The sequence below is a fragment of the Mucilaginibacter sabulilitoris genome (genome assembly GCF_034262375.1).
GTDB classification, from domain to species: domain Bacteria; phylum Bacteroidota; class Bacteroidia; order Sphingobacteriales; family Sphingobacteriaceae; genus Mucilaginibacter; species Mucilaginibacter sabulilitoris.
The window spans coordinates 7,110,078-7,132,046 of record NZ_CP139558.1 but is presented as its reverse complement, the minus strand read 5'-3'; the positions used below and the strand labels follow the sequence as shown (position 1 = coordinate 7,132,046).

General features: G+C 41.9%; 18 protein-coding genes. 10 read left to right on the top strand and 8 right to left on the bottom strand.

Annotation, left to right across the window (positions count from 1 at the left end):
• Positions 1–267 precede the first annotated feature (267 nt).
• The 5 genes from SNE25_RS30100 (at position 268) to SNE25_RS30080 (ending at position 5,351) form a co-directional block, all read left to right on the top strand.
• The gene (locus SNE25_RS30100) at positions 268–852 is read left to right on the top strand and encodes an RNA polymerase sigma factor (protein ID WP_310096329.1); all 585 of its coding nucleotides are present in this window, start codon (positions 268–270) and stop codon (positions 850–852) included.
• A gap of 206 nt (positions 853–1,058) precedes the next feature.
• Entirely contained in the window at positions 1,059–1,253 is a 195-nt protein-coding gene (locus SNE25_RS30095; protein WP_321562708.1) for a hypothetical protein, read from the top strand.
• Positions 1,254–1,463: 210 nt separating this feature from the next.
• Positions 1,464–2,225, top strand: coding sequence for an endonuclease III (gene nth, locus SNE25_RS30090; protein WP_321562707.1), 762 nt, complete (start codon positions 1,464–1,466; stop codon positions 2,223–2,225).
• 187 nt (positions 2,226–2,412) lie between these two features.
• The gene (gene recA / locus SNE25_RS30085) at positions 2,413–3,432 is read left to right on the top strand and encodes a recombinase RecA (protein ID WP_321562706.1); all 1,020 of its coding nucleotides are present in this window, start codon (positions 2,413–2,415) and stop codon (positions 3,430–3,432) included.
• Positions 3,433–3,722: 290 nt separating this feature from the next.
• Positions 3,723–5,351 carry an ABC transporter substrate-binding protein gene (locus SNE25_RS30080; protein ID WP_321562705.1) on the top strand — a complete coding sequence of 543 codons (1,629 nt, stop codon included), beginning with the start codon at positions 3,723–3,725 and terminating at the stop codon, positions 5,349–5,351.
• A gap of 61 nt (positions 5,352–5,412) precedes the next feature.
• Here SNE25_RS30080 and SNE25_RS30075 read toward each other — a convergent pair whose 3' ends face one another.
• Positions 5,413–6,756: an efflux RND transporter periplasmic adaptor subunit gene (locus SNE25_RS30075; RefSeq protein ID WP_321562704.1), complete on the bottom strand. Its 1,344-nt coding sequence runs from the start codon at positions 6,754–6,756 to the stop codon at positions 5,413–5,415.
• Between the two features lie 51 nt (positions 6,757–6,807).
• Positions 6,808–8,253, bottom strand: coding sequence for a TolC family protein (locus tag SNE25_RS30070; RefSeq protein ID WP_321562703.1), 1,446 nt, complete (start codon positions 8,251–8,253; stop codon positions 6,808–6,810).
• 93 nt (positions 8,254–8,346) lie between these two features.
• On the opposite strand from SNE25_RS30070, the gene SNE25_RS30065 reads away from it, so the two are divergent.
• The gene (locus SNE25_RS30065) at positions 8,347–8,967 is read left to right on the top strand and encodes a polysaccharide deacetylase family protein (protein WP_321562702.1); all 621 of its coding nucleotides are present in this window, start codon (positions 8,347–8,349) and stop codon (positions 8,965–8,967) included.
• A gap of 13 nt (positions 8,968–8,980) precedes the next feature.
• Here SNE25_RS30065 and SNE25_RS30060 read toward each other — a convergent pair whose 3' ends face one another.
• Positions 8,981–9,562, bottom strand: coding sequence for a GrpB family protein (locus tag SNE25_RS30060; RefSeq protein WP_321562701.1), 582 nt, complete (start codon positions 9,560–9,562; stop codon positions 8,981–8,983).
• A 352-nt stretch (positions 9,563–9,914) separates the two neighbouring features.
• Here SNE25_RS30060 and SNE25_RS30055 point away from each other — a divergent pair, with 352 nt between their 5' ends.
• Complete coding sequence (locus SNE25_RS30055) at positions 9,915–12,182, top strand: aconitate hydratase (protein WP_321562700.1); 2,268 nt, start codon at positions 9,915–9,917, stop codon at positions 12,180–12,182.
• 233 nt (positions 12,183–12,415) lie between these two features.
• Here the strand turns inward: SNE25_RS30055 and SNE25_RS30050 are convergent, their stop codons facing one another.
• The 4 genes from SNE25_RS30050 to SNE25_RS30035 all read right to left on the bottom strand — a co-directional run bounded on the left by SNE25_RS30050 (position 12,416) and on the right by SNE25_RS30035 (position 16,634).
• The gene (locus SNE25_RS30050) at positions 12,416–13,252 is read right to left on the bottom strand and encodes a type 1 glutamine amidotransferase (protein WP_321562699.1); all 837 of its coding nucleotides are present in this window, start codon (positions 13,250–13,252) and stop codon (positions 12,416–12,418) included.
• Between the two features lie 2 nt (positions 13,253–13,254).
• Positions 13,255–14,352 carry a carboxylate-amine ligase gene (locus SNE25_RS30045; RefSeq protein WP_321562698.1) on the bottom strand — a complete coding sequence of 366 codons (1,098 nt, stop codon included), beginning with the start codon at positions 14,350–14,352 and terminating at the stop codon, positions 13,255–13,257.
• Positions 14,353–14,676: 324 nt separating this feature from the next.
• Complete coding sequence (locus tag SNE25_RS30040) at positions 14,677–15,834, bottom strand: ATP-grasp domain-containing protein (RefSeq protein WP_321562697.1); 1,158 nt, start codon at positions 15,832–15,834, stop codon at positions 14,677–14,679.
• A gap of 92 nt (positions 15,835–15,926) precedes the next feature.
• Entirely contained in the window at positions 15,927–16,634 is a 708-nt protein-coding gene (locus SNE25_RS30035) for an esterase family protein (protein WP_321562696.1), read from the bottom strand.
• Positions 16,635–16,864: 230 nt separating this feature from the next.
• Here SNE25_RS30035 and SNE25_RS30030 point away from each other — a divergent pair, with 230 nt between their 5' ends.
• Together SNE25_RS30030 and SNE25_RS30025 are read left to right on the top strand one after the other, a co-directional pair.
• Complete coding sequence (locus SNE25_RS30030) at positions 16,865–17,680, top strand: alpha/beta hydrolase (RefSeq protein WP_321562695.1); 816 nt, start codon at positions 16,865–16,867, stop codon at positions 17,678–17,680.
• 350 nt (positions 17,681–18,030) lie between these two features.
• Positions 18,031–19,038: an IS110 family RNA-guided transposase gene (locus tag SNE25_RS30025; RefSeq protein ID WP_321562694.1), complete on the top strand. Its 1,008-nt coding sequence runs from the start codon at positions 18,031–18,033 to the stop codon at positions 19,036–19,038.
• A gap of 384 nt (positions 19,039–19,422) precedes the next feature.
• Here SNE25_RS30025 and SNE25_RS30020 read toward each other — a convergent pair whose 3' ends face one another.
• Positions 19,423–19,968, bottom strand: a complete 546-nt coding sequence (locus SNE25_RS30020) for an ankyrin repeat domain-containing protein (RefSeq protein ID WP_321562693.1) — start codon at positions 19,966–19,968, stop codon at positions 19,423–19,425.
• Positions 19,969–20,148: 180 nt separating this feature from the next.
• Here SNE25_RS30020 and typA point away from each other — a divergent pair, with 180 nt between their 5' ends.
• Complete coding sequence (gene typA / locus SNE25_RS30015) at positions 20,149–21,960, top strand: translational GTPase TypA (protein WP_321562692.1); 1,812 nt, start codon at positions 20,149–20,151, stop codon at positions 21,958–21,960.
• The last annotated feature ends 9 nt before the right edge of the window (positions 21,961–21,969 follow it).

The following is a 21,969-nucleotide window of genomic DNA, read 5'->3' as shown; positions in this document are numbered from 1 at the left end:
TTTGGACAACAAATTTTTTTATAAACAGATTAAACCATATCGTATTTTAAAAGTCGTATAAAAAGGCGAGGTAAAACTACAGCAGCCGAGGCTGTTAGCCAACCGAAAAAACCTGATAAACAGCAACAACTAAAAAATATAATTTGTTTTTTAACACAGAAATTACTTTATTTGAAGTAACAATTTCTTAACCCTAAGGAGCATACTATAGAATATACTTTACTTCATACGTTCATAACTAAAAATTAAGTTTAAGTAGTACTTTCTATGGATTTTCAATTGAAAAGTGATCAGGATCTAATCCATCTATATATTGCCGGTGACGAAGCGGGACTGGTTGAATTGATTAGACGATATCAAACAAAAATATACACCTCGATTTATCTGCTGGTAAAAGACGAATACTTAGCCGAAGATATTTTTCAGGATACCTTTATTAAGGTAATAAATACCCTAAAAGCCGGGAAGTACAACGAAGAAGGTAAATTTTTACCCTGGGTTACCCGTATTGCGCACAATTTGGTTATCGACCACTTCCGCCGTGAAAAACGTGCGCCAATGGTAAGTAACGGCGATGACTTTGATATTTTTGAAGTGCTGGGTAATTATGACGAAAGTACCGAAGACCGCATGGTACGCGAACAAACCCATAAAGATCTTAAAACCTTGATACAGCTTTTGCCATCTGAGCAAAAGGAAGTATTGATCATGCGCCATTTCGGCGATATGAGCTTTAAAGAAATTGCCGATATTACCGAAGTTAGCATAAACACCGCGCTTGGGCGTATGCGTTATGCACTCAATAACCTACGCAAAATGATGCAGAATAAGGAGCTTAGCCTTAAAAATTAGATCGTTTAAAGATATTTTTTACCCATTAATTAATATTTAGTACATGGGTGAAAAATATTTTTAGTATACAGTAGTCAATCATTCAGTCACTTATGTTAAATAAGGGAGTTTCTGGGGCGAAAAAATTTCATTTAATTTTCATTTAACAAAATATTATCTTTAAGCCACCGTTATAAATCATATAAAATTTATTACAAAATAAGCTTATGGATGAAACCTTTACAACAACGTTAAATGGAATTGCTAACCAAGCTCTGATGAACGAGAATGGACAAGAAAATCTGGATGCTGACGATTTGATTTTTTATAATTCAATTCGTGTTGGTTTGGACCTTTTGAATAAAAAACCAAAGGTACAGACTATACATCAGATACTTGACTACTCCAAGAGCCTGCGCTAATTGCCAAACTTACTGGTTCATAGATCATAATTGTTGATTGAGGTTGATGCCTTTAGAAGAGCGGAAACCAAGACCCAATTAATGATTTATGAACCTTTCTATTTTTATTGATCTCCATGGTTTAAAATGTGATTGTAATACATATTATAATATATGTATAGTTTGTAAATTATAATCAATTGTGCCACAAACTTTCTCATTTATTTTAAAATGCTCAAGGCCGAACGTTATCGCCATTTTGTTGAATATTTTTCAAAGCAACAGCCCAATCCTGTTACTGAACTTCATTATAATAACCCTTTTCAATTGCTTATAGCGGTTATCCTATCTGCGCAATGTACCGATAAGCGCATAAACCAGGTTACTCCGGCTTTATTTGAGCGTTTCCCTGCCCCGGAAGATCTGGCCGCGTCATCACCCGAAGAAGTTTTTACCTATATACGCAGTGTAAGCTATCCTAACAATAAGGCCAAGCACCTGGTAGGCATGGGGAAAATGCTGGTAGAAGTTTTTAACAGCCAGGTACCCTCAGATATAGATGATCTGCAGAAGATGCCGGGCGTGGGCCGTAAAACAGCTAACGTTATAGCTTCAGTAGTATTTGACGCGCCCGCCATAGCGGTAGATACTCATGTTTTCAGGGTGTCAAACCGCATTGGTTTAACTACCAACGCCCGCACCCCGCTGGCTGTTGAACAACAACTGACCGAATATCTGCCTCAGGACATATTGGGTGTAGCCCATCACTGGCTTATATTGCACGGTCGTTATATTTGTGTTGCCCGCAGCCCTAAGTGCGAAATTTGCCCGCTTACCTGGTTTTGCAAATACTATGAACGAAACAATACTGAGGCTGCCCTGCTGCGGGCCGAAGCCGCCAAAATCAAGAAAGCAAAAGAAGCCAAAAAGAAGAAAGCACTGAATACTATCAGTAAAGAGCTGAAAAAAAGAAGTGTGGATAAAGATATTTGATTGGTATTTACAGGTTGACTAAATTCAACAGTAAATAAGGTTTTGTCATCCTGAGGAACGAAGGATCTATTCTGCGATAAGTATGATGAAACAGATGCTTCACTCCGTTCAGCACGACAATAATAAATTACTAAAAAAATTAGTATTTTAAAATAAAACATTTATATTTGTTGAAGAAACTTTTAAGATGAGCACAGATAAAAATAATTCAGATAAATTGAAAGCGCTTCAGCTTACATTAGATAAGCTGGAAAAATCATACGGAAAAGGCACCATCATGAAATTGGGCGATTCCGTTATTGAACCTACCGAAGTAATATCAACAGGCTCCCTGGGGCTTGATATAGCTTTAGGGGTTGGCGGCTTACCTAAAGGCAGGGTTATTGAAATATATGGCCCGGAATCATCAGGTAAAACAACACTGGCCATACACGCTATAGCTGAGGCTCAGAAAAAAGGCGGTATTGCTGCTTTTATCGATGCGGAGCACGCTTTTGACCGCTTTTATGCCAAAAAATTAGGCGTCGATGTTGAAAACCTATTGATATCACAGCCTGATAATGGTGAGCAGGCGCTTGAAATTGCCGATAACCTAATCCGTTCAGGAGCTATCGATATCCTGGTTGTTGATTCTGTTGCCGCATTGGTACCCAAAGCCGAAATTGAAGGCGAAATGGGCGATTCAAAAATGGGTTTGCATGCCCGTTTAATGTCGCAGGCGCTACGTAAATTAACGGGTACCATCAGCAAAACCGGATGCTGCTGTATATTCATTAACCAGTTACGCGATAAAATTGGTGTAATGTTTGGTAACCCGGAAACTACTACAGGTGGTAACGCCCTTAAATTTTATGCTTCGGTACGTTTGGATGTACGCCGTATATCGCAAATTAAAGATACCGATGAGGTATCGGGTAATCGGGTTAAGGTTAAAATTGTTAAGAATAAAGTCGCTCCGCCGTTCCGCGTGGCCGAATTTGATATCATGTTTGGCGAAGGTATTTCAAAAGCCGGTGAAATTATTGATCTGGGTGTTGAATATAATATTATCAAAAAAGCGGGTTCATGGTTTAGCTATGGCGAAACCCGCTTAGGCCAGGGTCGTGACGCAGTTAAACAGCTAATACTTGATAATCCAGAGCTACAGGAAGAACTGGAAAACAAAATCAAAGAAACAGTTACCGGCGAAAGTTTGGTTGAAGAATAACAGAATCTAAAAATTTGCGAAATTCGGAATTTCGATTTCGGATTTATTGTATAGAAAAGCCTTCTCATTTTGAGGAGGCTTTTTCATTATATCCTGCGTTTTTAATTTTGTCATACTGAACGGAGTGAAGCATCTATTGTTGAACCGTGCACGATGAATAACAGATCCTTCACTCCGTTCAGGATGACAAATTACAAGGAAGTTGTTAGTTAGTAAATTTACCTTCATCTATACGTAATAAATCTATAAAGCATAATACGCTAACCCAATAATTATTACATTAGCCTTCAATGAATAAATGGGCCATATTATTTTTTGCTGTACTGTTAATTCAACTTATTGCCTGCCATACCGATACTACTGATTCCCGCAAAACGGTATTTAATATTAATCTGGAAGAAGGCCTTACTTCGCTTGACCCGGCATTTTGCCGTAACCATTATACTATCTGGATGGATAACCAGGTTTTTAACGGACTGGTTCAGATTAATGATAGTTTAAAAGTTATACCCTGCATTGCCAAAAGCTGGGATGTATCTGCCGATGGCTTGTTATATACATTCCATTTACGTAATGATGTTTACTTTCATGACGATCCTCTTTTTAAAGGCGGAGTGGGCAGAAGAGCTTTGGCCGCCGATTTTGTTTACAGCTTTGGTCGGTTAATAGACCCCAAAGTGGCCTCGTCCGGTTCATGGATATTCAGTGATAAGGTGGAGGGTAAGAATGCTTTTGTAGCTGCTAATGACAGTACGCTGCAGATTAGGCTTAAGCAACCTTTTGCGCCATTTTTGAGCATGCTAACCGCGCAATATTGTTCTGTTGTACCGAAAGAGGTTGTGGAACATTATGGAAAAGATTTCAGGAGCCACCCCATCGGTACCGGTCCGTTTAAATTTAAATACTGGAAGGAGGGGGAGGTGCTGGTATTGCTGAAGAATGAAAAGTACTGGGAGAAAGATGAAAAGGGCACCCGCCTGCCTTACCTTGATGCCGTTAAGGCGACGTTTATCGCCGACAAGCAGACCTCGTTCCTGGAGTTTATAAAAAAGAAGCTCGATTTTCTGAATGATATCGATGGCAGCTACCGCGACGATATACTAACCAAATCGGGCAGAATAACGCAGAAGTATAAGGGTAAATTTATTTTAAATACCGCCCCATACCTCAATACCATGTACCTGGGCATATTGGTTGATACCAATTTGGCTATAGTTAAAAAATCACCGCTGCGGATATTGAAGGTAAGGCAGGCTATAAATTACGCCATCGACAGACAAAAAATGATGAAATACCTGCGCAACAGCATGGGTACACCAGGTTATGCCGGTTTTATTCCGGAGGGTATGCCAGGGTTTAACAAAAATGTTAAGGGATATACCTATGATCCTGAGAAGGCACGCCAGTTATTGGCCGAAGCAGGCTTTCCTGATGGTAAAAACCTGCCCGAAATTTCACTGGCTACTACGGTTGGTTACCGCAGTTTAATTGAATATGTACAGGGACAACTTGACCGTGTTGGAATTAAAACCAGTGTTGAGATTACCCAGGGGGCCAGCCTGCGTGAGCTGGTTTCTAAAAACGGTATTAACTTTTTTTATGGCCAATGGATAGCCGATTATCCCGACGGTGAAAATTATCTTTCGGTATTTTACTCAAAAAATAAAATCCCTTACGGCCCTAATTATACCGGCTTTAACAATAAAAAATTTGACGCCCTGTTTGAGCAAACTTACCAGGTAAAAAACAATGAGGAGCGATATGCCATATATCAGCAAATGGATGGTTTGATGATGGAACAATCGCCGGTTGTGGTATTATACTATGATAAACTGGTTAACCTGTATCAAAACAATATATCTGGTTACAGCCTTAATGGGCAAAATCTGCTGGTGCTGAAAAGGGTGATTAAGAAGTAATTAAATAACAAAGCCGCCGTCCTTTAAGACAGCGGCTTTGTTATGTCTGTATCAACGGTTATTATTTATTAGCATCGGCATTAAAAAGTTTTGATTTATCAACCTTTTCAACCATCATGCCATCTGCCAAGGTTTTTGATATGGCCGAGTATGGAGCCGATACCACTTCTTCTCCGCTTTTTAACCCTGTCAGTACTTGGATATAGGCGTCATTCTGGATACCGGTAGTAACCTGTACCTGCTTTAATTTACCTGCATTATAAACATATACATATTCTTTTACCGGCGCGCTGATCTGTGGTTTATTTTTATCATCGGTTTGAGCTGCACCCGGAGCAGGAGTAGTCTCTTTTTTCTCCTCACGTGTAGTTACGGATTGTATAGGAACAGACATTGATTTAACGTGGTTGGTATTAATATCAACCGTGGCTGTTAGTCCTGGACGGAAAGGAGATGGGTTATCATGGGTTTTTTTGAGCAAACCTTCGTATGATTTGGCATCTATACGCACTTTAACCGTAAAGTTAGTTACCTGGTCGGCAGTGGTACCCACAACGTTGGCCGAGCTTCCTATCTCAATTACCGATCCGTTAAACTTCTTACCTAAAAAGGCATCAATTTCAATATTCGCGGGATCGCCTACAGAAATACGGTTAATATCATTTTCGTTCACATCAACATTCACGTCCATTTTGCTCAGGTCAGATATGGTCATGATCTCGGTACCGGCAAATTGCTGGGTTCCTAAAACACGCTCACCTTTTTCTATCGATAATTTTGATACTACGCCATCAACCGGTGAATAAAGGCTTGTTTTAGCCAGGTTATCCTGTGCTTCTTTAACTGAGGCGGACGACTGTACCAGGCCAAACTGGGCGCCCACTACGTTTTGTTTTGCGGCTTCTAAACTCGCTTTGGCTCCTTCATAACTGGCTTTAGCGTTATCATATTCAGACGCGGTAAGTACCTTATTATCATAAAGTTCTTTACTGCGTTTGTAAATAGCGGCCTGGTTATTATAAGTAGCTTCGGCTTGTTTAAGCATTTGCACGGAGTTGCCCACACTTGCCTTTTGGGTGCTGTATGATGCCACGGCCCTGTCATAGCCAGATTTTAATATGTCAGGGCGTACCTTACAAAGCAGCTGCCCCTTTTTAACCACATCTCCTTCTTTAACAGGCAGCTCAACTATTTCGCCCGATACTTCTGAGGTTATCTTTACTTCAACATGTGGTTTTATTTTACCGCTGGCCGATACGGTTTCACTAATTTCACGCACATCAGCTTTTTCTGTGGCTATCTGGGTTAATGCAGGTTTCCCAACCACGCCGGCAAACTTTAATATAAAGAACAATACAACTATTGCTCCCAGGCCAATCAAAATATATTTAGTAGTTTTTCCCATGACTATGCGTTTCGATATTTTATTTGTGTTTAAGATTAAGCTTACTAATGTTTAAAGCGTTATTTGATTGCCCAGGTAATAATCAATCACCTTACTCCGGAAAACAAGCTGATACTGGGCTTCTATCATATCAAACTGAGATTTATTAAGATTGGTTAATGATGTATTATAATCCAATGAGTTTACTAAACCAACAGTATAACGCTGCTGTATAACGTTAAAGGCATCTTTATTAGCCTGATACGTTTGTATGGTCGACTGATATTTTTTTTCTGCCGCCTGTACATCCCATACCGCCTGGTAAATAACCTTGCTCAGGTTATTGCGGGCCAGCTGGGCAGTTACCTGTGCATTTTCTGCTTGTATTTTTGCCTTGCGTACTGATGTACGTGCGGTAAACCGGTTAAATATCGGTATCTGCAAACTTATACCGGCTGCCTGGTTAAAGTTATCGCTTAATTGTGTAAAAAACGGGTTGCTTTTAAAAGTAGAGGTGAAATTAGGGGCTACTACCTCTTGTTGAGTGCCCTTTACAATGCCAATAGTATTAAATGTACCATTGAGCGTTGCACTTTCAAGTACGTTTTTTGCGCCTGAATAATAAGAGCCGGCTTGCCCGAATAAAATCACACTTGGAAAATAATTACCTCTTGCAACCTTTATTGCCTGCTCGTATGATTTTTGCTGAACCTCTGCAAGTAATACATCGGGGTTTATGCCCATGGCTGTTTTTAGCACATCCTGCGGATCATAAATTGTTTTTAGATTGGTTAGCTTGCTGATATCTGGTTTTTCAATAACTATCTCTGTAGCCGGATTCATTTCCATATATTGCTTTAACGTGAGCACAGATAGTTCCAGCTGATTTTGAGCGTTGGTGAAATTCAGATCGGCGGTTGAAAGCTGCGCTTTAGCCTGCGACAGATCGGCCAGGGTTTGGTTACCTACACTATAATTTTTTTGTGCCCTTTCTAAAGTAAGCTTGGCAATATCAATTTGCTGTTGCGATGCTTTTACAAGATCCTGATTGGTTAACACGTTCAAAAAGGTGGTCACCACATTTAGTATCAGGTCGTTTTTTACTTTTGATGTGGCTGTTTTATTGGCATCGAGCAATATTTTGTTTTGAATTACCTGGTTACGCAACTGACCGCCCTGAAATAAAGTGATCTGGGTTGACACATTACCATTTAGCGCAAAAATACGCTGATTAATAAACTGATTGGTTGATGGGTCAATGTTACGGCCAAAATTGAATGTGCCCTGTGGGGCAGCGGTCAAATTGGGTAATTGATTGTACTTTGATTGTTTCAGATCCTCGTCAGACAAAGCTTCAGTAAATTGGGCCTGTTTGATGGTTAAATTTCTGTCGAGGGTAAGGTCAATAGCTTTTTGTAAGGTTATTACCTCCTGTGCATTAGCTTTAAAAATAAGTGACGAAAATAATATTGCACCTATCAGGATTGTTTTAACGGGTAGTGATAATGTTGGTTTCATAAGTTTTTATATACAATGGTAAGCAACTGATGCTTACCTTGCATGTTCATTTTTATTTATTTTTTAAATAGAACATATAACTCCTATATAAATATGTATTTGGTTAAAACACCCGGGCTGCTTAAAAGGCTGTATCCTGAACTAATTTGGAACATTAACCGAACAAACCATTGCATTTATCTCACTTTTGACGATGGACCTATACCAATTGTTACAACACATATATTAAATATTTTAAAACAATATAATGCCAAAGCCACCTTTTTTTGCATTGCCGACAATGTAAAAAAACATCCTGACATCTTTAAGCAATTAATAGCAAACGGCCACGCGATAGGTAATCATACCTATAATCATCTCAAAGGCTGGAAAACAGATAACGAAACTTACCTTGATAATTTTTTACAGGCCGATAAAATATTGGACACCTCTCTTTTCAGACCACCTTACGGCAGAATAAAAAGGCAGCAGATCAAAGACCTGAAGATTGCGCGCCCCGATATTAAAATCATCATGTGGGATGTGCTGAGCGGCGATTTTGACATCAACCTGAGCCCCGAAGCTTGCCTTCAAAATGTGTTGAAGCATACTGAAGCCGGATCGGTGGTGGTTTTTCATGATAGTCTTAAAGCCTTTGACCGGGTCAAATATGCACTGCCCCGCGCCTTGGAAGTTTGGAGCAAGGCGGGTTATGAGTTTAGGGTGTTGAGTTGAATAGGAATCTATTTTATTTCGATCTGTACCACTCCACCGCTTTTTGCTCGATTTGCTTTACAAAGTCATTTTTGGCGTTGTTATAGACTATCATATCCTCAAACTCCTGCTTTGCGAGTTGCTGCTTGAGCTTACAGTAGGCATTGCGATCATGAGGATGACTGGCTAAATAATCCTTGAAAGCGATGTGCCTGATCCAGTCGTCGGTGTCTTTTACAAAAACATGAATGTGTACCAATGAGATTAAGCCTTGCTTAACGGGCGCGGTATCATCTACATCAATAAATGAAGGTACGGGATTGCCTGTTTCGCTTTTATATTTACAATAATAACGTCTTGCAGGCCAGTCGGGCTCATATTTTTTAACGTAGGCATAATGTTGCTGCATGGGTGCTATGGTTTTATCCAGGTCTTCGGCACTTTTTAAGCCTACTTGTATATCGATTATTGGTTTAGCGCAGAGGCCTGGTACCGAGGTGCTGCCGATGTGTACTATCGCAGGATCTAAAAATCCAAGGATATCGCTTATTTTTTTCTGCTCATCTGCAAATAATGCGGCCCAGTTATCCTGATAATCTGTTATAGTCATTTTCATTGGTGTAAAACTAAAAAAAGTACTTTTACCGATTAAATTATCACTTCCACATAAGTGCAAAAAGGTGTCATGCTGAGCTCCGTCGAAGCATGGTGGGGTGGCATCTGCGCTCGACCCTTGGACCGAGCTCAGCATGACACCCAATACTTTAGACTTCTATTTTTTCCATATGTTTTTTCATGGAGCATCCCCCCTTTAGGCGGTTAGGAGGACGCTATTTAGAATAGCTCCAAATAACATTTACATAATTGACTGACAGCTTTTAGCTGTAATTTTTGTAAATTCGCCGCACTGAGCCCAGTTAATGGGTTTTGTGTCAATTCGTTTACTTTCACCTAAAAATCAAATACAAATGGCTTTTGATTTAGATATGATCAAAAAAGTTTACGATCGCTACAGCACCCGCGTTGAGGCTGCCCGTAAAGCGACCGGTAAACATTTAACCTTAACCGAAAAAATATTATACGCCCACCTTTCTGAAGGAGATGCTCAAAAAGCATTTGCCCGCGGGGTGGATTATGTTGATTTTGCACCAGATCGTGTGGCTATGCAAGATGCTACCGCGCAAATGGCGCTGCTGCAATTTATGCAGGCTGGCCGTCCGCAGGTTGCTGTTCCGTCTACCGTACATTGCGATCACCTTATACAAGCAAAAGTTGGCGCAGTTGCCGATTTAAATACAGCTATTGACGTAAACCGCGAGGTTTATGATTTCCTTGCTTCTGTTTCTGATAAATATGGCATTGGTTTCTGGAAAGCCGGTGCCGGTATCATTCACCAGGTTGTTTTAGAAAACTATGCATTCCCGGGCGGTATGATGATAGGTACCGACTCACACACCCCTAACGCGGGTGGTTTGGGTATGGTTGCTATTGGTGTTGGCGGTGCCGATGCCTGCGATGTTATGGCAGGTTTACCATGGGAGCTAAAATTTCCTAAACTGATAGGTGTTAAATTAACCGGTAAATTATCTGGCTGGACATCAGCTAAAGACGTTATATTAAAAGTGGCTGGTATACTTACCGTAAAAGGTGGTACCGGTGCTATTGTTGAATATTTTGGCGAAGGTGCACGTTCACTATCGGCCACAGGTAAAGGTACTATCTGTAACATGGGCGCCGAAATTGGCGCTACTACTTCTATCTTCGGATATGATGAAAAAGCAGCAGCTTACCTGAAAGGTACAAAACGTGGTGACATTGCCGAACTGGCTGATGCTATTGCTGAACACTTAACCGGCGACGAGGAAGTGTATGCAAATCCTGAGCAATATTTTGACCAGGTTATTGAAATTAACCTGAGCGAACTGGAACCCCATGTAAATGGCCCGTTCACTCCTGATTTGGCATGGCCTATTTCTAAATTCGCTACCGCGGTTAAAGAAAACAACTGGCCTACTCAGTTAGAGGTTGGTTTGATAGGTTCTTGCACCAACTCTTCTTATGAAGATATTACCCGTTCTGCATCTATCGCTAAACAGGCTATCGATAAAAAATTAAAAACCAAGGCGGAATTTACCATCACACCAGGATCTGAGTTGGTACGTTATACCGTAGAACGTGACGGCTACCTGGATACTTTTGGCGCTATGGGTGGTGTTGTATTGGCAAATGCCTGCGGACCATGTATTGGTCAGTGGGCCCGTCATACTGATGATCCTACGCGTAAAAACTCCATCATCACTTCGTTTAACCGTAACTTTGCTAAACGTCAGGATGGTAACCCTAATACCCATGCTTTTGTAGCATCTCCGGAAATTGTTACCGCATTTGCTATTGCCGGTGACCTTACCTTTAACCCGTTAACCGATTCCCTTACCAATGAAAATGGCGAGCAGGTTAAATTTGACGAGCCACAAGGTATTGAAATGCCGGTAAAAGGTTATGCTGTTGAGGATGCCGGTTATCAGGCCCCTGCAGAAGATGGCAGTCAGGTACAGGTTATTGTTGATCCGAAATCATCACGCCTGCAATTGCTGGAGCCGTTTACCGCATGGGAAGGTACCGACATTAAAGGCTTAAAACTGTTGATCAAGGCCAAAGGTAAATGTACTACCGACCATATCTCTATGGCTGGTCCGTGGTTAAAGTTCCGTGGTCACCTGGATAACATTTCAAACAACATGCTGATTGGCGCTATCAACTATTTTAACAATACTGCCGATAGCGTTAAGAATGAACTGACCGGCGAATACGGTCCGGTTCCTGCCACCCAGCGCGACTACAAAGCGCATGGTATTGGCTCCATAGTGGTAGGCGACGAAAACTATGGCGAAGGTTCATCACGTGAGCACGCAGCTATGGAGCCACGTCACCTGGGCGTACGTGCCATACTGGTAAAATCATTTGCCCGTATCCACGAAACCAACCTTAAAAAACAAGGTATGCTGGGCATAACCTTTGCCGATAACAACGATTACGACAAAATACAGGAAGACGATGTGATTGATATTAATGGCTTAACTGAATTTGCTCCGGGCAAACAGTTAACCGTAGTATTAAACCACAAAGATGGTTCTGTTGATTCGTTTGCTGTGAACCATACTTACAACGCTCAGCAAATTGAGTGGTTTAAAGCCGGTGGCGCATTGAATATCATCCGTAAACAAATGGCTTCTTAAGCTGAAGGCCGAAAGGTTAAAGCCAAAAGCTAATGAATAAAAAAGCCTCTCCATTTTGGGAGGGCACTGAAAAAGTCTAAATAGGCAAAACGGGGTTGAAAAATTAGTTTTTCAACCCCGTTTTTTGTATCTTGAAGTGTCAAAAGAAAGCCACTACAAGATGCTCGTTCAACAACAAAAGATCCATTTTGGAGAGGCTTTTTTATTGGGCTCATATTTTATTTATCGCGGTTTTATACCATGCCCTGTAAGCTCAGTACTGACTGATCTAAAAAATTGGGGATGAGCGTACGTTGGGTATGGGTTATTTTATCCGGATCGTCCAGGCGCGCCAGCATTTCATTGTATTTTACTTCTCCATGCTCGTTTATCACTTCGTCCTTTTTCTCATCTTTTAGCAGCAGCGTTTTCATACCGTTGGCATCGGCCTCGGGATGGAATTGGGTAGCAAAAAAATAGTCGTTGTAGCGAATGGCCATCATGGCCCGTGGCAGATCAACATGCGGGCGCTCTTTTTCAATAGCAACCAGTTGCATGCCCAGTTCCTCAAAACGTTTTTCATTAGGATTGACCACCTGCCAGCTGCGCGAATCGACCGCGTAAAATGGATTGGCCAGGCCCTCAAAAATAGGTTCATTGGCACCTGCTGCGGTTTGATTTACAGGCAACACCCCAAATGATGGCGAGCGACGCATATTAATATCGCCCAGTTTGTAATGGCGGCACATGAGCTGAAAAGAATGGCACACGAATAGCACATGTTTTTTATCGGTGCTGTTAGAAAGGTTATGATCTTCCAGCTTGTTGATTAGTTTGAAATATTTTTTCTCCCACTCGGTACCTTCGGTTACCAGCGGATCGCCGGGGCCGCCACTCGAAATGTAAATGTCAAAATCGGTTCCCGGCATTTCACAACGCCGGCGTACATCAAATATCTGGTAACTTAAATTAAGCTGGTGTTGTACCTTATACCGGTTTAAAATATCCTGGAAACCGCGCATCCCCTCGTTGGCTATCCCATCATACAGATCAAGTATAGCTATCCTGATTTCCGGTTTATTTGTTGTCATTATTATAGTCCTTTTAAAGTTTGCGAGGTAATATAGTCAACCACGTCTTCAAAGTTACTATTTTGCTGGTAAACCGCTAACTGCCGGTCGGCGCCGGTGCCGTGTTCCAGTATTTTGTGCACATACTGTAAATCATCGCGCGAGCCAAGATCGTCAACCACATCGTCGACAAAATCAAGCAGCTCCAGTACCAACGAGCGGGTATTTACTTCCATTTCTTTGCCAAAATCAATCATTTTACCGTCGATACCATAACGTGCGGCGCGCCATTTGTTTTCGTTGATGAGCGCGCGGGAGTAGGTGATGAACTTCATGTTTTGCTGCCTCAACTTATACAGTTTGGCGCACAGGGCCTGGAACAAGGCGGTAAAGGCAATGGTTTCATCAACCAGCATAGGGCAGTCGCAAATGCGAAACTCTATGGTCTCGAAGAACGGATGAACCCGTATATCCCACCATATTTTTTTGGCATTGTCAATGCAGTTGGTTTTTACCAGTAGCTTGATGTAATTATCATACTCCTCAATGCTGCTGAAAGAATCGGGGATTCCGGTACGGGGGAATTTATCAAATACCTTGGTGCGGAACGATTTAAAGCCGGTGTTGCGCGCTTCCCAAAACGGCGAATTGGTGGATAGAGCAAACACATGCGGTAAAAAATACCTTACCTGGTTGGCAATATGAATAGCCATATCGCGCGATTGGATACCTACGTGTACATGTAACCCGAAAATAAGGTTGGAGCGGGCGGCTTCCTGCATCTCGTCCACAATTTCAAAATACCGCGGATGGTCAGTAATGAGCTGATGCTGCCAGTGCGAAAAAGGGTGGGTGCCTGCCGCACCAATGCGCAAACCAATATCGCCGGCCAGCTGTGCCACGGTGGTACGCAGTTTACCCACCTCGGCACGGGCCTCCTGGGTATTGTGGCAAATGTGCGTGCCCACCTCTACCACGGCCTGGTGCATTTCGGCTTTTACCTGATCCTCATGGATCTTCTGGGCGCTATCCACAATTTTTTGCTCATGCGATTTCAGTTCCCGCGTAACAGGATCAATCACCATAAATTCTTCTTCAACACCTAAGGTAAACTCGTTCATAATTGGTTAGGTTATAAATGCCATTCAATATAGCATTAAGTCACGTCTTTTCGAACGAAGGGAGAAATCTTATACGAATCATATGCCGCATGTATAAGATCTCTCCTCGTACCTCCTTTCGAGATGGCAGCTTGTTTCGTTTATTCAATAAACACACTCCCTCCGCCCCTCTCAAGCGGGGAATCGCACTTGCCCATCGCTTATTATCATTTTTATTGTCATGCTGAACTTGTTTCAGCACCCCACAGGCAAGATATAAGCTTTGCAACTCGTCGACCATGCATGCGGGATCCCGAAATAAATTCGGGATGATCAGGCTTGTTATTATTTCTTACCCGACTTTTTAGGCTTTTCCTTTACTGCTTTATCTTTTTTTACTTTTTCCGGGGCTTTAACCTTAACAGGCTCAGAAATTTTTTCGGCAGGATCTTTTACTTTTATTACTTTCTTCACTTTTCCTTCCGCCTCAATGGGGTGTTCAACCTTACCAACGGAAATATCTTCCTTAACTGGTTTTACTTTGGCGCTTATTAATGGCAAACCGGCAGCCGATGTTCTTATATACTCACCCCAGGTAAGGTTATCCAATCCATCCTTTTGTTTTTTTGCCCGTTCAATGGCGTAATCTGCCGCGGTTTCAACCACCCAGTCAAAGTTTTCCTGTCCAACGCTCGTTACCTCGGCATCGGGGGCAGGGTTACAAAAGTCAATGGCATAAGGTACACCATCGCGCACAGCAAATTCTACGGTATTAAAATCATAGCCTAAATATTGGTTCAGTTTTATCACGTAGTTTTTAACGGTATCGAGTAATTTTTTTGAAGCGGGAGCTTTGCCGTGCTCATATCGTAAATGATGCGGGTTGCGGGGCTCATATTGCATAATGCGCACATGCTTACCGCCAATGCAATAGCAACGGAAATAATCATTAAACACCACCTCTTCCTGCAGCATCATGACAAACTGTTTGGTTTTATCATAACTTTTAAAAAAATCGTCGCGGTTGTTCAGCTGGTAAACCTCTTTCCAGCCGCCGCCATCAAAAGGTTTCATATAGGCAGGGAAACCGATGTAATTAAATATGCCGTCCCAGTCTAAAGGGTAGGCCAGGTTACGGAATGATCTTTCTGTAGTGTCATCGGGCAGGTCCTTGGAGGGTAGGATAACGGTTTTGGGAACTGGTACGCCCAGCTTAACGGCGAGCGCGTTATTGAAAAACTTTTCGTCGGCGCTCCACCAAAAAGGATTGTTTATTACCGCTGTACCACAAATAGCCGCATTTTTGAGAGCAGCCCGGTAAAATGGCACGTCCTGCGATATACGGTCGACAATTACCGCGTAGTCAAGCGGCTCGGCCTGCATTACCTTATCAATACGTACAAACTCGGCCGAAATGTTTTTTTCGGCTTTTTGATTGATGCGATCAACAAACGCCTGTGGGAATGAATTTTCCTGTCCGAATAAGATGCCTATTTTTTTCATGGTGATGATGATGTTTTAGTTTGCAGTTTAAAGTTGGCAGTTTGCGGTTTGTTTTATTTATTCAATAATTCAGTAAATCATTAATTCAATAATTATTTAATTGTTGATAGGTAATGCGGAAACATCTCGCGCCATATCGGCCAATCGTGACTGGCATTGGGGCGTATGTCCAACCAATGATTAATGTTTTTTTGAGCTAAAATGTTTGATAGCTGTATGTTATATTCTTTACAGATGTCATGTTCTGATGTGCCGAGGATGATATTCATCTGCCACAATTCAGGCTGGTTGCTGCCCGGTAAAAAATCCACAGGGTTATTGTAAAACACATCGTCATTATAAAATCCATCCGTAAACATTTTAATATCGAATGCCCCGCCCATGGTAAACAGGTGGGTCACTTTTTCGGGATGTTTAAACGCGAAATTGGCCGCGTGGTACCCGCCAAAACTGCAGCCTGCCATAACCACTTTACCTACGCCTGTTTCATGCATGGCCCAAGGTACTAGCTCGTCAAGCAGCATTTTATCGTACCAGGTATAGTTGTGGGCGCGATCGGCAGGGGAGATGCCTTTGTGATACCAAGTGCGGTCGTCGATGGTATCGGGGCAATATATTTTAACCAGGCCTTCGTCAATAAACCATTTTACACTGTCGATAAGTCCGAAATCTTTATTCTGATAATATCTGCCTTTGGTGGTAGGGAACAGGATCACCGGGAAACCCCTGTCGCCAAATACCAGCATTTCCAGGTCGGTATTTAAGTTTGGCGAGTGCCATTGGTGATATTTTTCGGTCAAAACAGTGTCTTTTTTATTTGTGATTGTAAGTTAAGTGGTTTGTTTGATAAAGGCAACTGTCTGATTGATTAATAAGTAGCAGTAAAAAAACCTCACCTAATCCTCTCCAAAGGAAGAGGACTTTAAAATATTTTTATTGAACCCCTCTCCTTGGGAGAGGGTAGGGTGAGGCTAAATAGTCAAAAAATCAAAAGTATTTTTATTTTTGCGCGCTTAAAATTTGAATAAAGATGTATTGGGGCTGGGCTGAAACCGAAATGACGATTACCGAAAGAAATATAACTATACACTCCGAACTGCTTAACCGCGAAGTTACCTGTAAACTTTTAATACCCGATGAGCAGGAAGTTACAGAATCGTTAAACTTACTGTTGCTAAACGATGGCCAAGAACTGGAAAATCTTGAACTGAGCCAAACACTGGAACAATTATATAACGCCAACCGCATAAAACCGGTACTGGTTGTTGCTATACACGCGGGCGAAGAGCGTATACAGGAATACGGCGTGGCTGGCAAACCCGATTTTAAAAAACGGGGAGCAAAAGCCGATGTTTATACCGAATTTATAAAAACAGAATTGCTGCCGCAGGTTAAGGATCAAACCGGCATCGGCGAGTTTGAAACCACTGCTTATGCCGGCTTTTCATTGGGCGGACTGTCGGCTTTTGATATTGTCTGGAATAATGCGGGTATATTTGATAAAGCGGGCGTGTTCTCGGGCTCGTTCTGGTGGCGCAACCGCGACCTTGCCAAAGGCTATACCGATGCCGACCGTATTATGCATTCGGTGATCAGAGATACAGCCAGCAAACCCAACCTCAAGTTCTGGCTGCAAACCGGCACTAAAGACGAAACCACCGACCGCAACAGGAACGGCATCATAGACGCGATTGATGATACCATTGACCTGATCAAAGAACTGGAAGCCAAAGGTTTTAAAAGACCAACAGATATACAGTATGTAGAGGTAGTTAACGGCAGCCATGACGCCGCCACCTGGGGTAAAGCCATGCCCAGGTTTTTGGTTTGGGCATTTGGGAGGTAGTATTGGTGCGTTAAGATATCTCCTGAATAATGGCACATACCCAATCTCAAACTATGTCATTTCCTTTAGATTAGCTTCAACAAGATAATAAGGGTTATTATTATTGTTGAAGCTTTCTTTTTGCTTCTTTTTCTTTGTTAATAACCTTAGATTTTGTGGATAAAGTTAACAGCGGTAAAGGCGCATTATTGTCATTTCCAGGCATGTAGGCCTATCGTTCGATTTACTCCTTTACCGCTTGTTTTAAACTGTGGCATCAAATAGAAATTAGAGTTTACGAGGCTCATTAGTAAGGAATTGATGTAGTTTAAAACATGTTAACTGTTTACTAACATAAACAGGGTAAAGATATGGAATTTGAATTTTTCATTGGTATCGATGTGTCCAAAAACGAATTGGACTTTGCTGTTCAGCAAGGCAGCCGGTTTCTATTCCACCAGGAAATTGCTAACGCTCCGGCAGCAATCAATACATTTCTCAAGGAGTTGGGAAAACTTCCTGGGTTCAGCTTAAGCAAAGCTATTTTCTGCATGGAGCATACCGGCATTTATAACAACCATGCTTTGGCTTGCCTGCATAAAAAGAAGGCACACATTTGCTTAGAAGCGGCTACCCAGATCAAGAACTCATTAGGGAATATCCGGGGCAAGAATGACAAGGTAGATGCCATGCGTATCGCCTGGTATGCTTATAAGGAGCGGGAAGGGCTGCGCTTATGGGAGCCTAAGCGCGAAGCTGTGCAGCAACTTGCCCATCTTGCAGCTACCCGGTTACGGTTGATAACTGTTAAAAAACAATTGAAAGTGCCACTAAAAGAGCATGTGTCTTTCAGTCCCGGCAAAACCAGCAAGCAGAACCTACAAGCCTGCAGCCATTCCTTAAAGGCGATCGAAAGCGACATAGCCAGGACAGAGCGGGCTATAGAAGAAATTATTAAAGCGGACAAAGAATTAACCCGGATATTCAAACTGGCAACCTCAGTAAGCGGCATTGGCAAAGTAACTGCCGTTCAGGTCATTGTTACTACCAACGAATTCAAGGACATTAGCGACCCTAAAAAGTTCGCTTGTTATTCAGGCGTAGCACCTTTTACAGATAACTCCGGTAAGGTTGTTAAAAAGGCCAGGGTATCGCATATGGCCAACAAAAAAGTAAAAACGCTCCTACATCTTGCAGCCATAGTTGCTATACAGCATAACCAAGATCTAAAACGCTTTTACCAACGAAAGCTATTGCAGGAAAAAAAGAATAAAATGAGTGTCATTAATGCCGTTAGGAACAAACTCATATTACGCCTTTTCGCCTGCGTCAACCAAAACAGACCTTACGAAAAAAATTATCAGAAATTAGTTGCTTAAATCATAGAAATCGATGAGCACATAGGGGACGGTGTATTGGTGCGAGGGAGAGATCTTATACATAGAATATCCACGAGTGTATAAAGGAGATAGAATAAATGCCGTATAAGATTTCTCTTCGCCTGTTTGCTCAATCCCGACCGGTGCTCATCGAAATGACATTGGTGTATTGAAAATATTCTCAATGCGTTAAATATTTACACGGCACATTAGGCGGCATGTAGTCAATGCCATAAGCGTGTTTTATCAGCAGCGAAACCACTTCGGCAATGATTTTTTCTTTCCGATGCATTTGTGGCAACAGGCCCATCATCGCGTAACTGATAGGATTTACGGCCGGGATAAAAGTTTCCCATTCATATCCTTTACCCCATATTAAGCCCTTTACTGTATGGGTGAGGTTGGCTTTATTTTCAAGTAAAACAACAGCATATCAACAGAGTTATTCCCGTTTTGATTAACAGTATGGAAAATGGGTGTGTGCCCGCCAAAGCCATGTTCATCCAATCCGGCAGCAACATTTATATTGGCGCCATATTGAAGCAATAATTTGGCGCAGTTAAGGCAATTGTATTCGGCGCAGAAATGCATCAGCGTAGCTCCGGTTAGTGATGTATAAGCATTATTAAATAGGGAATATGTTTTTTGTACAGCCTGGTTTGGATTGGCATTAATAACGCTTTTTAATTTTCCTGCATCATCAATTAAAACGGCCAGCAGGGCCTGGTCTTCAAAATCCAATCCGGCATCGATAAAAACCTGTACACAATCTTTAAACCGGGGGCCGCGGCTGTACATTTCAACCATTGAGGTGAAAACCGGTTTGCCATCTTGTACATCATTCGGGCTGCCGCCTTCTTCAAAATACCTGCGTATCCCTGCAACGGAATGCACTTCCATATCATAAAGTAGTTGCGTATAATCGGGCATGGCACTAATGTTTGATACTGATTAAAGTTATATAAATTTTAGTTAATCAGCGTGTTAAAAACAGCGTTTGCCGAAGGGGTTTGGTAATTAAATTGTATAAATGTTGGTTGATAAATTGTCAAAGCTTTAAAATGCCATATATAAACAGTACCTTTGCGCCAAATTTTAGAGAGCATTTTCATGCAAAAAATAAGAAACATCGCGATTATCGCACACGTTGACCACGGTAAAACCACGTTGGTTGACAAAATACTGCACAGTTGTTCTATTTTCAGGGACAACGAATCAACCGGCGAACTGATACTGGATAATAACGACCTGGAACGTGAGCGTGGTATTACCATTGTATCAAAAAACGTTTCGGTAAAATATAAAGACGTTAAAATCAATATTATCGATACCCCTGGTCACGCCGACTTTGGTGGCGAGGTTGAGCGTGTGTTGAAAATGGCCGATGGTGTTTTATTACTTTGCGATGCTTTTGAAGGCGCCATGCCTCAAACCCGCTTTGTAACCCAAAAAGCTTTGGCATTAGGCTTAAAACCTATTGTTGTTGTTAATAAGGTTGACAAAGAAAACTGCCGTCCGGAAGAGGTTTACGAGCAAATTTTCGAACTTTTCTTCAACCTTGAAGCTACCGAAGATCAGCTGGATTTCCCGGTTATCTACGGTTCATCAAAACAAGGCTGGATGAGCACCGACTGGAAAAAACCTACAGAAGATATTTTCCCGTTGATGGATGCCATCCTGGAAAACATTCCGCCGGCGCCTATCGCTGAAGGTTCACTGCAAATGCAGATCACCTCGTTAGATTATTCTTCTTTCGTAGGCCGTATCGCTATCGGTCGTGTTGCCCGCGGTACCATCAAAGAAAACCAGCCGGTATCCTTAGTAAAACGCGATGGAACTATCCAAAAATCAAGGATCAAAGAACTATATACATTTGAAGGCCTGGGCAAAGTACGCACAGCAGAAGTAAGCTCTGGCGATATTTGCGCAGTAGTAGGTATTGAAGGTTTTGATATTGGCGATACCATCGCCGATTTCGAAAAACCAGAACAACTGGAAGTTATCAAAATTGATGAGCCTACTATGAACATGATGTTCACCATCAATACTTCTCCTTTCTTTGGTAAAGAGGGCAAATTTGTTACCTCACGCCATCTGCGCGACCGTTTATACAAGGAAATGGAAAAAAACCTGGCGCTTAAGGTTGTTGAAACCGAATCGCCCGATTCATACCTGGTGTATGGCCGTGGTATCCTCCACTTGTCGGTTTTAATTGAAACCATGCGCCGCGAAGGTTATGAGTTACAGGTTGGTCAGCCGCAGGTTATTGTTAAAGAGATTGACGGAGTTAAATGTGAGCCGGTTGAAACCCTGATCGTCGACGTACCGGGCGATGTTGCCGGTAAGGTAATTGAGCTGGTAACCCAGCGTAAAGGCGACCTGTTGGTAATGGAACCTAAAGGCGATTTACAGCACCTTGAATTTGAAATTCCTGCACGTGGTATCATCGGTTTGCGTAACAACGTATTAACGGCTACCGGCGGCGAGGCTATTATGGCGCACCGTTTTAAAGCTTATGAGCCTTGGAAAGGTGTTATCCCTGGCCGTTTGAATGGTGTATTGGTATCAATGGATACTGGTAAAACCACTGCTTTCGCTATTGACAAATTACAGGACCGTGGTCGTTTCTTTATTGATCCGGGAGTTGATATTTATGAAGGACAGGTTTTAGGCGAGCATATCCGCGATAATGATTTGGTTATTAACTTAACTAAAGGGAAACAGTTAACCAACATGCGCGCATCAGGAAGTGATACCAACGTAAGGATTGCACCTGCTATTAAATTCTCTTTAGAAGAATCAATGGAATACATACAAGCCGACGAATACATTGAGGTAACACCACAAAGCATCCGTTTGCGTAAAATATTCTTGAATGAGAACGAAAGAAGAATTAACGCTAAAAAATTTACAAGCCAGTAATTTAATTAG

What these genes read in the sequence shown, in the direction of transcription:
- SNE25_RS30050 (WP_321562699.1), bottom strand. Translation starts at nt 13,252, where the DNA reads ATGACAACAAATAAACCGGAAATCAGGATAGCTATACTTGATCTGTAT.
- SNE25_RS30065 (WP_321562702.1), top strand. Translation starts at nt 8,347, where the DNA reads ATGTATTTGGTTAAAACACCCGGGCTGCTTAAAAGGCTGTATCCTGAA.
- SNE25_RS30030 (WP_321562695.1), top strand. Translation starts at nt 16,865, where the DNA reads ATGTATTGGGGCTGGGCTGAAACCGAAATGACGATTACCGAAAGAAAT.
- SNE25_RS30045 (WP_321562698.1), bottom strand. Translation starts at nt 14,352, where the DNA reads ATGAACGAGTTTACCTTAGGTGTTGAAGAAGAATTTATGGTGATTGAT.
- SNE25_RS30055 (WP_321562700.1), top strand. Translation starts at nt 9,915, where the DNA reads ATGGCTTTTGATTTAGATATGATCAAAAAAGTTTACGATCGCTACAGC.
- SNE25_RS30020 (WP_321562693.1), bottom strand. Translation starts at nt 19,968, where the DNA reads ATGCCCGATTATACGCAACTACTTTATGATATGGAAGTGCATTCCGTT.
- SNE25_RS30075 (WP_321562704.1), bottom strand. Translation starts at nt 6,756, where the DNA reads ATGGGAAAAACTACTAAATATATTTTGATTGGCCTGGGAGCAATAGTT.
- SNE25_RS30100 (WP_310096329.1), top strand. Translation starts at nt 268, where the DNA reads ATGGATTTTCAATTGAAAAGTGATCAGGATCTAATCCATCTATATATT.
- SNE25_RS30025 (WP_321562694.1), top strand. Translation starts at nt 18,031, where the DNA reads ATGGAATTTGAATTTTTCATTGGTATCGATGTGTCCAAAAACGAATTG.
- SNE25_RS30080 (WP_321562705.1), top strand. Translation starts at nt 3,723, where the DNA reads ATGAATAAATGGGCCATATTATTTTTTGCTGTACTGTTAATTCAACTT.
- SNE25_RS30040 (WP_321562697.1), bottom strand. Translation starts at nt 15,834, where the DNA reads ATGAAAAAAATAGGCATCTTATTCGGACAGGAAAATTCATTCCCACAG.
- nth (WP_321562707.1), top strand. Translation starts at nt 1,464, where the DNA reads ATGCTCAAGGCCGAACGTTATCGCCATTTTGTTGAATATTTTTCAAAG.
- SNE25_RS30060 (WP_321562701.1), bottom strand. Translation starts at nt 9,562, where the DNA reads ATGAAAATGACTATAACAGATTATCAGGATAACTGGGCCGCATTATTT.
- recA (WP_321562706.1), top strand. Translation starts at nt 2,413, where the DNA reads ATGAGCACAGATAAAAATAATTCAGATAAATTGAAAGCGCTTCAGCTT.
- SNE25_RS30070 (WP_321562703.1), bottom strand. Translation starts at nt 8,253, where the DNA reads ATGAAACCAACATTATCACTACCCGTTAAAACAATCCTGATAGGTGCA.
- SNE25_RS30095 (WP_321562708.1), top strand. Translation starts at nt 1,059, where the DNA reads ATGGATGAAACCTTTACAACAACGTTAAATGGAATTGCTAACCAAGCT.
- typA (WP_321562692.1), top strand. Translation starts at nt 20,149, where the DNA reads ATGCAAAAAATAAGAAACATCGCGATTATCGCACACGTTGACCACGGT.